The sequence below is a fragment of the Ruminococcus hominis genome, assembly GCF_014287355.1.
Classification (GTDB): Bacteria; Bacillota; Clostridia; order Lachnospirales; family Lachnospiraceae; genus Schaedlerella; species Schaedlerella hominis.
This window is the reverse complement of record NZ_JACOPE010000001.1, coordinates 2,286,920-2,301,301: the sequence shown is the minus strand read 5'-3', so window position 1 is coordinate 2,301,301 and position 14,382 is coordinate 2,286,920. Positions and strand designations below refer to the sequence as shown.

The window sequence follows — 14,382 nt, the reverse complement described above, 5'->3', positions numbered from 1 at the left end:
TATCAGAGGCGGCGTTTTATCTTTTGTAATTGTACCAGACATAGTTTAGAAGGGATAGAACGTGAATCAGATTACAATGACCGGGATGGTGCTGCAAACGGCACCCATTGGAGAATATGACAGAAGAGTAGTCATTTTGACAAAGGAACAAGGGAAAATATCTGCATTTGCCAGAGGAGCAAGAAAACCAAATAGTCCACTTGTTGGTGCGGTTAATCCGTTTACATTTGGTCAGTTTACTCTATATGCAGGACGCAGTTCATATACGATTCAGTCTGTACATGTAGAAAACTATTTTTCGGAATTAAGAGAGGATATTATTGCAGCCTATTATGGTTTCTATTTTATGGAATACGCAATGTATTTTACAAAAGAAGCAAACGATGAGCGGGAGATGCTAAAGCTGCTTTATCAGACATTGAAGGCTCTGACCAATCCAAAGATACCGAATCGACTCATTCGATATGTATTTGAATTGAAAGCATTATGTATTAACGGACAGGCCCCACAGGTATTTCAATGTACTTGTTGTGGAAGTACGGGACATTCTATGGTGTTTAGTCCAAGAAAAGGTGGATTGGTCTGTACAGAATGTGACGGAGATGTCATTGATGGAATGCGGTTAAATAATTCTACATTGTATACACTTCAATATGTGGAGAATAGTAAGATTGAACATTTATATACATTTATTGTGAAAGAAAATGTTTTAGATGAACTGGGAAGATTGATGGAAAGATACAATGATCTGTATGTAGATAAGAGGTTTAAATCACTGGAAATTTTGGAAACATTATTGTAATTTGATGAAGCTGTCGGAAATTACATCTGGAATGTTTACAAAAACAAACAGAACAGCTATAATAGGAAACAATTGAGAATTCAATCCGATGGAATTATGATCGGTGAAATCAAAGATTAAAAGAATGTGAGGAACAAATACTATGGCAGAAAAGACAATGGACAAGATTGTAGCTCTTGCAAAATCAAGAGGCTTTGTGTATCCAGGTTCTGAGATTTATGGAGGACTTGCGAATACATGGGATTATGGTAATCTTGGAGTTGAACTGAAGAATAATGTAAAGCGTGCCTGGTGGAAGAAATTCATCCAGGAATCACCATACAACGTAGGGGTAGACTGTGCGATTCTGATGAACCCACAGACATGGATCGCATCTGGACACTTGGGAGGATTCTCTGATCCACTTATGGATTGTAAACAGTGTCATGAGCGTTTCCGTGCAGATAAATTAATTGAAGATTATTGTGCAGAGCATGGAATTGAGATTGAAGGTGCTGTAGATGCATGGTCACAGGAAGAGATGACAGCATTTATTGAAGAACATAATGTTCCATGTCCAACATGTGGAAAACATGATTTTACAGATATCCGTCAGTTCAACCTGATGTTCAAGACATTCCAGGGAGTAACAGAAGATGCGAAGAACACAGTATATCTTCGTCCTGAGACAGCACAGGGTATTTTTGTAAACTTTAAAAATGTACAGCGTACATCAAGAAAGAAAATCCCATTTGGAATCGGACAGATTGGTAAATCATTCAGAAATGAGATCACACCGGGTAACTTTACATTCCGTACAAGAGAATTTGAACAGATGGAGCTGGAGTTCTTCTGTGAACCTGGAACAGACTTGGAATGGTTTGCATATTGGAAAAAATTCTGTCTTGACTGGCTGAGCTCTTTGGGCTTAAAAGAAGATGAAGTAAGATATCGTGATCATGATCAGGAAGAACTGTCATTCTACAGTAAAGCAACAACAGACGTAGAATTTTTATTCCCGTTTGGATGGGGCGAGCTTTGGGGAATCGCAGACAGAACAGATTATGACTTGTCACAGCACATGGAAGTATCGAAACAGGATCTGACATATTTTGATGATGAAAAGAAAGAAAAATATATCCCATATGTTATCGAGCCATCACTTGGTGCAGACCGTATGGTACTTGCATTCCTTTGCAGTGCATATGATGAAGAGGAGATTGGTACAGAAGAGAAACCGGATACACGTACTGTCCTTCATTTCCATCCAGCACTGGCACCGGTTAAAATCGGAGTACTTCCACTTTCTAAAAAACTGAATGAAGGTGCAGAAAAAGTATATAATGAATTATGCAAGACATATAACTGCGAATTCGATGATCGTGGAAATATCGGAAAACGCTATCGTCGTCAGGACGAGATCGGAACTCCGTTCTGCGTAACATATGATTTCGATTCGGAAGAAGATGGAGCAGTAACAGTTCGTGATCGTGATACGATGGAACAGGAAAGAGTTAAGATCGAAGATCTGAAAGCATATTTTGAGAAAAAATTTGAGTGGTAAAAATAATACATGAATATATCAGCCTGGTAAGATTTTTGAAAGAAAATCTGCTGGGTTGATTTTGGTAATCAGGAGGTAATTTCAATGGAACGTAGAAATGCATGGACAACATATAATGCAGAAGAATTAAAAAAACTCAATGCGATTAATGAGGATTATAAGAAATGTCTGGACGCAGGAAAAACAGAGCGTGAATGTATTGCACTTACAATTGAAAGAGCAGAGGCAGCAGGCTACAAGAATATTAAAGACGTTATTAAAAGCGGCGAAAAGGTGCAGGCAGGAGATAAGATTTATGCTGTTTGCATGAATAAGATGATCGCTATGTTCAATATGGGAACAAAGCCTTTGGAAGAAGGAATGAATATACTTGGAGCACACATCGACTCACCACGTATTGATGTAAAACAGAATCCATTATATGAAAATGAAGAATTTGCATATTTAGATACGCACTATTATGGTGGAATTAAAAAATATCAGTGGGTAACTATACCGTTGGCTATTCATGGCGTGATCGTAAAGAAAGATGGTACAGTTGTAAATGTAAACATTGGTGAAAAGGGTGAAGATCCGGTATTTGTTATCACAGATTTATTGATCCACCTCGCTTCAAAACAGATGGATAAAAAAGCAGCAGGAGTAGTAGAAGGCGAGAACTTAGATCTGCTTATCGGAAGCCGTCCAATTGAACAGGATGAAAGTCTTGAAAAGAAAGAAAAAGAAGCTGTAAAGGCAAACGTTATGAATCTCTTAAAAGAGTATTATGACGTGGAAGAGGAAGATTTTATTTCAGCAGAATTAGAAATTGTACCGGCAGGAAAAGCACGTGACTGTGGTTTTGACCGCAGTATTGTTCTGGCATATGGTCAGGATGACCGTGTATGTGCATTTACATCTTTATTTGCAATGTTAGATGTAGAGAAAACAGAGCGTACAGCTTGCTGCATTTTAGTAGATAAAGAAGAAATCGGAAGTGTTGGTGCAACAGGTATGCATTCTCGTTTCTTTGAAAATATTGTTGCAGAGCTGGTTGCTCTTACAGAGGGAGAGTCAGATCTGAAAGTAAGAAGAGCTCTTATGAACTCAACAATGCTCTCATCAGACGTAAGTGCAGCTTATGATCCGATGTATGCAGAAGTATTTGAAAAACGTAGCTCAGCATTTTTCGGAAAAGGGCTTGTATTTAATAAATTTACAGGAAGCCGTGGAAAGAGCGGATCAAATGATGCAAATGCAGAATATCTTGCAAAGATTAGACAGGCAATGGATTCACAGGATGTATCATATCAGTTTGCAGAGCTTGGTAAAGTAGACGCAGGCGGTGGCGGAACAATCGCTTATATTATGGCAAATTATGGCATGGAAGTAATCGACAGTGGTGTAGCTGTTCTTAGTATGCATGCTCCTTGGGAAGCAACAAGCAAAGCGGATGTATATGAAGCATATAAAGGATACAAAGCATTTATTGAAGAAATGAAATAAAAATACATAAGACAAGCATAAAGAACCGGAAAAACTGGGTTTTCGACAAAACGCCAAAAAAATATTTAGATAAACTGAAAAATATTTAGGTGAAAACACTGAAATTGTACAAAATAACCAAAAAAGATTGTTAAAGATTGTACAAAAATAAATGCAAAAAACTTGACGCTCTCCGTCGAAAAGTTTAAAATAAATTATGCGACTTAGTTCAATAGTATGAATACATATGATTGAAAAAAACTTTAGTAGGAGGTCTTTTAGACATGGCAAAATGGGTTTATATGTTTACTGAGGGTAACGCAACAATGAGAAACCTGCTTGGAGGAAAAGGTGCAAACCTTGCAGAGATGACAAATCTTGGTCTTCCAGTACCACAGGGATTTACAATTACAACAGAGGCTTGTACTCAGTATTACGAGGACGGAAGAAAGATCAACGACGAAATCATGGCACAGATCATGGAAGCAATCGTAAAGATGGAAGAAGTAACAGGCAAGAAATTTGGAGACAATGAGAATCCACTGCTTGTATCTGTTCGTTCAGGAGCAAGAGCATCTATGCCAGGTATGATGGATACAATCCTTAACCTTGGATTGAATGAAGAAGTAGTAGAAGTAGTTGCTAAGAAAACAGGCAACGAAAGATGGGCTCGTGACTGCTACAGAAGATTTATCCAGATGTACTCTGATGTAGTTATGGAAGTAGGTAAAAAATACTTCGAAGAATTGATCGACAAGATGAAAGCTGAAAGAGGGGTTACACAGGACGTAGACCTTACAGCAGATGACTTAAAAGAGCTTGCTAATCAGTTTAAAGCTGAATATAAAGAAAAAATCGGAGCTGACTTCCCAGATGATCCTAAGGAACAGCTGATGGGAGCTATCAAAGCTGTATTCCGTTCATGGGATAACCCACGTGCAAACGTATATCGTCGTGATAACGATATTCCATATTCTTGGGGAACAGCTGTTAACGTACAGGAGATGGCATTTGGTAACTGGTCAGATGAATCTGGTACAGGTGTTGCATTTACTCGTGACCCTGCAACAGGAGAGAAGAAGCTGATGGGAGAATTCCTGATGAATGCTCAGGGAGAAGACGTTGTTGCCGGTGTTCGTACACCACAGCCAATCGCAGAATTACAGGCAGTTATGCCAGAAGTATACGATCAGTTCGTAGGTGTTTGCAACAAATTGGAAACACACTATAGAGATATGCAGGATATGGAGTTTACTATCCAGGATAGAAAACTGTTCATGCTGCAGACACGTAATGGTAAAAGAACAGCTCAGGCTGCATTAAAGATTGCTTGTGACCTTGTAGATGAAGGCATGAGAACAGAAGAAGAAGCAGTTGCAATGATCGATCCACGTAACCTGGATACATTGCTTCATCCACAGTTTGATACAGCTGCATTAAAAGCTGCTACACCAATCGGTAAAGGTCTTGGAGCTTCTCCAGGAGCTGCTTGTGGTAAAGTTGTATTTACAGCAGATGACGCTGTTGAATGGGCTGCAAAAGGTGAAAAAGTAGTTCTGGTTCGTCTTGAGACATCTCCAGAAGATATTACAGGTATGAAATCTGCTCAGGGTATCCTGACAGTTCGTGGTGGTATGACATCTCACGCTGCTGTAGTTGCACGTGGTATGGGTACATGCTGTGTATCTGGTTGCGGAGACATCGCAATGGATGAAGAAAACAAGAAATTTACATTAGCAGGAAAAGAATTCCACGAAGGAGATGCAATCTCAATCGACGGAACAACAGGTAATATCTACGATGGAATCATCCCAACAGTAGATGCTACAATCGCTGGTGAATTTGGACGTATCATGGATTGGGCTGACAAGTTCAGAACAATGAAAGTTCGTACTAACGCAGACACACCTGCAGATGCTAAGAAAGCTCGTGAGCTTGGAGCAGAAGGTATCGGACTTTGCCGTACAGAGCATATGTTCTTCGAAGGCAACAGAATTGATGCATTCCGTGAAATGATTTGTTCAGAGACAATTGAAGAAAGAGAAGCTGCACTTGCTAAGATTCTTCCAGAGCAGCAGGGAGACTTCGAGAAACTGTATGAAGCCCTTGAAGGTAACCCGGTTACAATTCGTTTCCTTGATCCACCGCTTCATGAGTTCGTTCCTACAGAGGAAGAGGATATCAAGAAACTTGCAGATGCTCAGGGCAAAACTGTAGAAGAAATCAAAACAATTATCGATAGCTTACATGAATTCAACCCAATGATGGGACATCGTGGATGCCGTCTTGCTGTTACTTATCCAGAAATTGCTAAGATGCAGACAAGCGCTGTTATCCGTGCAGCAATCAATGTACAGAAAGCTCATCCAGACTGGAATGTAAAACCAGAAATCATGATTCCATTAGTTGGAGATATCAAAGAGCTTAAATATGTTAAGAAATTTGTTGTTGAGACAGCAGATGCTGAAATCGCAGCAGCAGGAAGCAACCTTGAATATGAAGTTGGAACAATGATTGAGATTCCAAGAGCTGCTCTTACAGCTGATGATATCGCAAAAGAAGCTGACTTCTTCTGCTTCGGTACAAACGATTTAACACAGATGACATACGGATTCTCACGTGATGATGCTGGTAAGTTCTTAGATGCTTACTATGATGCTAAAATCTTTGAGAACGATCCATTTGCTAAACTGGATCAGACTGGTGTAGGTAAATTAATGGAAACAGCTATCAAATTAGGTAGACCTGTTAATCCAAAACTTCACATCGGTATCTGTGGAGAGCATGGTGGAGATCCATCTTCTGTAGAATTCTGCAACAAGATTGGTCTGGATTATGTATCTTGCTCACCATTCCGTGTACCAATTGCAAGATTAGCTGCTGCACAGGCTGCTATCGCTCAGAAAGCAGACAAATAGGATATATAACACAGAGTGTTAATTAGTCTATATAGAAAACCCCTTACATCAATTATGGTGTGAGGGGTTTTTTAGTGAGAAAATGTACAAAAGTTCGTTGGTGTGGTAGTATGATAAAGGCAAATCACTATTTGTTGATTTGTAATACATAATACAAGGAGAAATAAAATGAGTACAAAAAAAGCAATTGGCATATCATTTGTTGCCATATTCATTTTAGTAATTACACAAGTTATTGCACAAGCAATTGCAAGTATATTTACTATAATACATGTTCCATATGGAATTTGTAATATTATCGCTGGAGTTATATATGCCGGATTGTCATATTTTCTTTTGAAAATATTTATTAGCAAGGTTATTAAGTTACCAGTGTCAGAGTTTGGACTACCTAAATTTAAAATTAAAATAAGATGGGGTATAGTAGCTGTATTGTTACCAGTCATTATAAAAGGAAGTTATCTTTTAATATTCAACGGTAAGTATGTTTCTTCAAATATGAATGGAAATCAGATATTTACTACTTTAAGCGCAGGAATTGCCTTCACTGGAATAGCGGCTGGATTTGTTGAAGAAATGGTGTTTAGAGGAGTTATACTTAATGCATTAAAGAAAAGATGGAATGTTAAAGTGGCAGTAATCGTTCCATCAATGTTATTTGGTATTGTACATGTTCTGGGACAGGATTTTTCAATAGGCAGTTGTTTATTAGTTATTATCGCTGGAACTATGGTAGGCGTTATGTTTTCAATGATTGCAATAGAGAGTGGTTCAATTTGGAATAGTGGAATAGTGCATGCTATTTGGAACGTTATGATTATTGGTGGTGGATTGTCCATCGGAGAAAAAATGGATAAATATTCTGTAATGACATACGTCCTTAATTCAAAATCTTTTGCAATTACAGGGGGAGAATTTGGGATTGAATCATCTGTTATTTCGTTGATAGGGTATATAGTAGTGATTGGCATAGCATTTATTATGATTAAATCGAGTAAGAAAAATTGATATAAATTTATGGAAAACAATTAAGAAGAAACGATTGTAAATACAAGGGTTAGTAAGTCTGATGATGGTTATGTGCAAGAAATCAGGTAAACGCTCAATAGCGAGTACGGGATATGAACAGTAGGGGGAAGGTAAAGATGATTACTATTTTTAATAGAAAAGAATTATTGATTACTTTAGATATGAAAAAGCAATCGGAGATACGTGAAATTTTATCTGCAAATAACATTGAGTATGTAGTAAAAACAACAAATCTACAGAGTGCAACTGTAGTTGGAAGCCAAAGAGCTTATACAGGTAACTATGGAATCAATCAAGACTATTCCTATGAGTATAAGATTTATGTTCGTAAGAAGGACTTTGATAAAGCAGTATGTTTGATTAATTAACGTTCATCTTGCTTTTAATATGATTTTATGAATAAAAGATGTTGGAAAGGGATGTAATTATGGATTGAAAACTTCCGCTATTATATCGTTGTGACAACAACTAAATTCTTCAAAAGTTACTGAGGTCAGATCCTTTTAATTGGCATTGAGAGAAGATGCAGATGAACGAAATGAAGAAGCAGTAGAAGAAATGCTGAATGAACTGTGGAGGAAGTATTCGGATAAAAACAGGTACTTTACGGACCTTCCGAAAGCTATCATTAATAGCAAAGCTATAAGATTTCAAAAAATGGGAGTGAGATATATGGAGCAATTACTGATTGTTGAAGATGATATTGGTTTGAATCAAGGGTTATGCAAAGCACTGAAAGCAGATGCTCGGCAGATCATTTCCTGCCAAGACCTAAAAACGGCGAAGGAACAGCTGCTTTGCGGCGGTGTGTCCCTGATCCTGTTGGATATCAATCTGCCGGATGGCAGTGGGATTGAGCTGCTCCGGGAGGTCAAGGAAAACATGCCCGGAGTTCCTGTTATTCTGCTGACTGCCAACGACACCGATCTGGACATCGTAGACGGACTGGAGAGAGGTGCTGATGATTACATTACCAAGCCCTTTTCTCTTTCGGTTTTGCGTGCAAGGGTGAATACCCAACTGCGAAAGCAGACGTCAAGCCATAAAAATGCGCCGATCCATATTGATCTATTTCACTTTGACTTTGAGGCTATGACCTTTTATGTGGAAGATTCAAAAGTGGAATTGAGTAAAACAGAACAAAAATTACTGCGTCTGCTTGTTGAAAACCGAGGCCGAACCATGACCCGTGGAGACCTTGTAGACCGGATCTGGACAGATGGCGCAGAATATGTGGATGAAAATGCTTTGTCTGTTACGATCAAGCGACTGAGGGATAAGCTTGGCGCACAGAAATATATTAAAACCGTCTATGGAATCGGTTATAGCTGGGTGACAAAAGATGAATAAAACCGGCATTGTGATCATACTGCTGTGTTTTCTGGCGGCGGCAGCTGTTGTGTTATGGGAGCGGAGAAAGGCCAGAAAAACGATGGAAGAAATCGAAAGAATGCTGGACGCTGCCATGACCGGCTCCTTTTCTGAAACCAATTTTGATGAAAGCCGGCAGTCTGCTTTGGAAACAAAGTTTGCACACTATCTTTCTGCCGCAGAAGCATCTTCTCGAAATGTAGCGCAGGAAAAAGACAAAATCAAAACCTTGATTGCGGACATTTCCCACCAGACGAAAACGCCGATTGCAAATCTGCTGTTATACAGCGAGCTTTTGATGGAGGAAACTCTGCCTGCATCGGCGAAGGCAAATGTGGAGGCGCTGTACAAACAATCGGAAAAGCTGCGATTTCTGATCGATTCTCTCGTAAAGCTTTCCAGACTGGAAAACGGGATCATTTCACTCTCCCCTCAGCAATCAGTGCTGCAGCCGCTGCTTGAAAGTGTGGTAGAACAATATATTGCCAAGGCTTCGGAAAAAGGATTGTCTTTGCAAATGCAGGATACAGATGCTTTTGCTGTATTCGACTTCAAATGGACAGTGGAAGCGCTGGCTAATATCGTAGACAACGCCATCAAATATACAGAGCATGGCACCATTACTATTTCTGCCGTAAGCTATGAAATGTTTGCAAGGATCGATATATCGGATACCGGTTCAGGCATCCCGGAAAGTGAGCAAGCGAAGATATTTGCTCGCTTTTACCGTTCAAATAGTGTGCAGAAACAAGAAGGGGTCGGCATCGGCTTATACCTTGCCCGACAGATCATATCCGGCGAGGGCGGTTATATCAAGGTTGCTTCCGTTCCGGAAAAAGGAAGTACGTTTTCCATATTTCTGCCGAAATAACAACAATTCTATCAAAACTGTTAGATTTCATTTTCCGCCGGAAAGAATGTGGAAAGATTCTTATGCGATAATCTGTATGTATCAAAGGATCATTTCCTTTCATACATACAGATTTTTTCATGGAGGTACTCATTTATGGAAGTTTTACAGGCAAAAAACCTGAAAAAGATTTATGGCTCCGGCAATAACGCAGTTCATGCGTTGGATGGAGTTGATTTAAGTGTAAAGAAGGGCGAATTTGTTGCAATTGTCGGCACATCCGGCTCCGGCAAATCCACGCTGTTGCACATGCTGGGCGGACTGGATCGCCCTACAAGCGGTACGGTCATGGTGGATGGACAGGATATTTTCTCCCTGAAGGAGGAAGCACTGACAATCTTCCGCCGCAGGAAAATCGGCTTTGTATTTCAGAGCTATAATCTTGTTCCGGTGCTGAACGTATATGAAAATATCATTCTACCAATTGAACTGGATGGTGGAAAGGTCAATAAGGATTTCGTACAGCAAATTGTACAGACACTTGGGCTGGATGATCGTCTGGATGCGCTGCCCAATCAGCTCTCAGGCGGTCAACAGCAGCGAGTAGCCATTGCCCGTGCGCTGGCTGCAGCACCCGCTATCATTCTGGCAGATGAACCCACCGGCAATCTGGATTCCAAAACCAGCCAGGATGTATTGAGCCTTTTGAAAGTCACCAGTCAAAAGTTCGCCCAGACAATCGTAATGATCACTCACAACGAAGAAATTGCGCAGATGGCAGACCGCATTATCCGTATCGAAGACGGTCGGATCGTCTCCCAGAACTAACAGGAGGTGGCTACGATGAATGTCAAAAATCGAAAATGTATTCGAAAACTCAGCTTAAAATCTCTTTATGCGAACCGTCGTCGCAATCTGATCGCCATTTTTGCCATTGCGCTGACAACGCTGCTATTTACGTCCATGTTCACCATTGTCTTGTCGTTGAACGCCAGTTATGAAACCTACCAGTTTCGGCAGGTAGGCGGCTATGCGCATGGCACCTTTAAGGATGTTTCCCCCGAGCAGGCGGAACGCATCGCTGCCCACCCAAAGGTGAAGGCTACGGGGGTACGGAAGGTAATCGGTATCACTGCGGAGGGGGTCTTTGCCAAAATACCGGCAGAGATCAGCTACATGGATGCCAACTGCACTAAATGGAGCTATGCAACCCCTACTACCGGACGGATGCCCGAAAGCGGCAAAGAGGTAGCTATGGATACGGCAGCGTTGCAGCTGCTTGGCGTAACGCCGGAGCTGGGCGCCGAGGTCACGGTTTCCTATTCCATTACGGACAAGGATCAAACCGCCTTTACTGTAACAGATACCTTTACGCTGGTGGGCTATTGGGACTATGATGAACTAATGCCTGTTCATTACATCAACATCAGCCGTGATTACGCAGATGACATCGAAGCGCAGGCAGTGAAAACAGGTTTACAGCCTTTCCGCACCGATTTGAATGTCATGCTGGTTTCCGGCACAAACATTCAAGGGCAGATGGAGCAGGTGGATACCGATCTTGGTTACACATGGGACAGCTATACCGATCCCAACAGCGTCCGGATCGGCGTCAATTGGGGATATACCTCATCCCAGCTGGAGTCGCAGCTCGATCCAGAGCTGATGGTCGCCATAGCAGCTTTTTTGCTGCTGGTGATTTTCACGGGGTATCTTATCATCTATAACATTTTTCAGATCTCTGTTGTAGGGGATATCCGGTTTTACGGACTTCTGAAAACCATTGGCACAACGCCCCGGCAGCTCAAACGCATCATTCGCCAGCAGGCACTTCTGCTTTGTCTGATCGGTATTCCGGCGGGGTTGCTGCTGGGCTACGGCATTGGCGCTGTTTTGGTTCCTGTTGTCTTGCGCTCCACCCGGTTGGATGCAGGCATCACCACCATCAGCACATCGCCTGTGATCTTCCTTGGTTCTATGCTGTTCGCCTTGTTGACGGTGCTCTTGTCCTGTTCCAAGCCCGGAAAAATGGCAGCTAAGGTCTCTCCGGTGGAGGCTACCAAATATACGGATGCGATGCAGACCAAGAAAAAACAGCGCAGCATCCGGGGGGCAAAGCTCCATCAGATGGCCTTTGCCAATCTGGGACGCAACAAGAAAAAGACGGTGCTGGTGGTGGTGTCTCTGGCACTGTCGGTGACGCTGTTCAATGCGCTGTGTGCCTTTGTGGGCGGCTTCAGCATGGAGAAGTATGTGTCCAGCATGACCTGCGCCGATTTTATCGTCAGCACGCCCGACTATTTCCGCTACAACCCGGCAGATGAATTCATCACGCCAGAACAGATCGGAGAGATCGCAGCAAACACAAAGGCCAGTCTTTCCGGCACGGGATATGCTGTGCGAAAACCCGCATATCTGTGGATGACGGAGGATGCTCTGCGGCAGGACTATGCATTGTTCGAAAGTGCTGAGCAGGTGGACAGCCATATGAGCCGCATGGAGCACCGGGGCAATATGGTGATGGGAGATAGCAGAATCGAGGCTCTGGATAACAGTCTGTTTGACAAGCTGCAAGTGCTCGACGGAGATATTTCTCCTATGCTGGAGCCGGACAATAACGCCATTGCCATTGCGGTTTCCTTAGATGACTACGGTAATCTGCTCAATCCTGAATACTACCCCAAGGTGGGAGACACGATCACAGCTACCTATGCGGACGATGTGAAATATATCGACAGCCGCACCGGGGAACTCTGCACCGAAGATACACCGGAGGAGTACCTTCAGGAAAAACTGTGTGGAGCCAGAGATGTAGAGTACACGGTCTGCGCCTTGGTAGAGCTTCCGTTTTCCATGAGTTATCGTTATGATGGTATTGGATATGAGGCGGTTTTGTCTGTGGATACCGCACAGAGGGACAGCGGTGGTGCAGCCATTCCGATGCTCTACCTGTTCGACACAGCGGACGAAGTTGACGAGGCCGAAGCAGAGCAATATCTATCGAAGCTCACTGCCGGTGAGTTTTCGCCCTTGATGTATGAAAGCAAGGCCACGGCTCGCTCTGAGTTTGCTCAATTCCGGCAGATGTTCCTTCTGATAGGTGGTATCCTCTGTGCTATCATCGGGCTGGTGGGACTCTTAAATTTCTTCAACGCCATGATGACCGGTATTCTTTCCCGCCGCCGTGAATTTGCTGTGCTTCAGGCTGTAGGAATGACAAACCGGCAGCTCAAAACCATGCTGATCTACGAGGGGTTGTTTTACGCAATGTCCTCCGTAGCGGTGGCTTTTATTCTGTCGCTGGCAGTGGGACCTCTTGCGGGAAAAATGCTGGGCAGTATGTTCTGGTTCTTTGAGTATCGATTCACCATTCTGCCTGTCCTGCTGACAATTCCGGTATTTCTTCTGCTGGGATGTCTGATCCCCTGCATGATGTATGACAACGCAACGAAATGCAGCGTTGTAGAGCAATTAAGGGATGCTCAATAACTGTTAAGCAAAAAACTGCCTCTTGGTTATAATGGCCGAGAGGCGGTTCTTTTTTTAAAAAAGAAATTTGTTTAAGGGAATTATGAAAAAAGTTAGGTATGGGTTTTTGAGCGTATCTTTGTTATATTATGATTAATAGAGAAGGAGTGTGAATGAGATTGAACACTTTTTTTCCATAGAGCGGGATCAGAGTATTTTTGATGGATTGGAAATTTCAAAAGATACAAAACTGTGTGAAGAGTATATGGGGAAATATCCGGTCATTTCAATTTCCCTGAAAGGAATCAATGCAGCCACTTATAAAGATGCATTTGATTTTGCAGTTCAGATTATGAAAGAAGTAGCAGCTACAATGCAGTTTCTTCTAGAAAGCAAACAACTGAGTGAGTATGACAAATCAGAATACCAGAAACTTTTGGATGATAATATGAGTGGAGCTGTATTTTGTAGTAGTCTGAAAAAGTTGTCCATATTATTAAAGAAACATTATGGAACAAAAGCAGTTCTTTTGATTGATGAGTATGATGTTCCATTAGCAAAAGCATTTGAAAACGGGTATTATGATCAGATGATCTTTTTAATACGTAGTTTATTGGAACAGGCATTAAAAACGAATAATAGCCTGAAATTTGCAGTGATGGCAGGATGCATGCGCATTTCCAAAGAAAGTATCTTTACGGGGTTTAATAACCTGAAAGTATTGTCCATTACAGATGAACGATATGATGAATATTTTGGCTTTACAGATATGGAAGTTCAGGCTTGTGAGCGGGCACTACAGCAGATAGAGGAAAAGAAATATGATGAAGAACTCCGGGAGAACGGAGTGAATAAAATTTTAAAATATGGGATTGCATGTTATATGAAACGATGCAAAGTGAAACAGGCAGAGAAATTATCATAAAAGAAGCAACTA

General features: G+C 41.6%; 11 protein-coding genes. All 11 read left to right on the top strand.

What is annotated here, in order from left to right; all coding sequences use genetic code 11:
- The first annotated feature begins 61 nt into the window (after positions 1 to 61).
- The 11 genes from recO (at position 62) to H8S40_RS10145 (ending at position 14,370) form a co-directional block, all read left to right on the top strand.
- Positions 62 to 802 carry a DNA repair protein RecO gene (gene recO, locus H8S40_RS10195; protein ID WP_366482452.1) on the top strand — a complete coding sequence of 247 codons (741 nt, stop codon included), beginning with the start codon at positions 62 to 64 and terminating at the stop codon, positions 800 to 802.
- A gap of 142 nt (positions 803 to 944) precedes the next feature.
- Complete coding sequence (locus H8S40_RS10190) at positions 945 to 2,345, top strand: glycine--tRNA ligase (protein WP_022074568.1); 1,401 nt, start codon at positions 945 to 947, stop codon at positions 2,343 to 2,345.
- A gap of 84 nt (positions 2,346 to 2,429) precedes the next feature.
- Complete coding sequence (locus H8S40_RS10185; RefSeq protein WP_186865202.1) at positions 2,430 to 3,830, top strand: aminopeptidase; 1,401 nt, start codon at positions 2,430 to 2,432, stop codon at positions 3,828 to 3,830.
- Between the two features lie 263 nt (positions 3,831 to 4,093).
- Positions 4,094 to 6,727, top strand: a complete 2,634-nt coding sequence (ppdK, locus tag H8S40_RS10180; RefSeq protein WP_022074570.1) for a pyruvate, phosphate dikinase — start codon at positions 4,094 to 4,096, stop codon at positions 6,725 to 6,727.
- 168 nt (positions 6,728 to 6,895) lie between these two features.
- A complete protein-coding gene (locus H8S40_RS10175) occupies positions 6,896 to 7,735 on the top strand; it encodes a CPBP family intramembrane glutamic endopeptidase (RefSeq protein WP_186865201.1) in 840 nt (279 codons plus the stop codon).
- Between the two features lie 137 nt (positions 7,736 to 7,872).
- On the top strand, positions 7,873 to 8,124 hold the full coding sequence (locus H8S40_RS10170) for a hypothetical protein (protein ID WP_022074572.1): 252 nt from the start codon (positions 7,873 to 7,875) through the stop codon (positions 8,122 to 8,124).
- 304 nt (positions 8,125 to 8,428) lie between these two features.
- Positions 8,429 to 9,106, top strand: coding sequence for a response regulator transcription factor (locus H8S40_RS10165; RefSeq protein ID WP_186865200.1), 678 nt, complete (start codon positions 8,429 to 8,431; stop codon positions 9,104 to 9,106).
- Positions 9,099 to 9,998, top strand: a complete 900-nt coding sequence (locus H8S40_RS10160) for a sensor histidine kinase (RefSeq protein WP_186865199.1) — start codon at positions 9,099 to 9,101, stop codon at positions 9,996 to 9,998. Before H8S40_RS10165 ends, H8S40_RS10160 begins: the two co-directional genes overlap by 8 nt.
- 135 nt (positions 9,999 to 10,133) lie before the next feature.
- Positions 10,134 to 10,805: an ABC transporter ATP-binding protein gene (locus H8S40_RS10155; RefSeq protein ID WP_118723956.1), complete on the top strand. Its 672-nt coding sequence runs from the start codon at positions 10,134 to 10,136 to the stop codon at positions 10,803 to 10,805.
- 15 nt (positions 10,806 to 10,820) lie between these two features.
- A complete protein-coding gene (locus H8S40_RS10150; RefSeq protein ID WP_186865198.1) occupies positions 10,821 to 13,466 on the top strand; it encodes an ABC transporter permease in 2,646 nt (881 codons plus the stop codon).
- A 148-nt stretch (positions 13,467 to 13,614) separates the two neighbouring features.
- The gene (locus tag H8S40_RS10145; RefSeq protein WP_186865197.1) at positions 13,615 to 14,370 is read left to right on the top strand and encodes an AAA family ATPase; all 756 of its coding nucleotides are present in this window, start codon (positions 13,615 to 13,617) and stop codon (positions 14,368 to 14,370) included.
- Positions 14,371 to 14,382 lie beyond the last annotated feature (12 nt).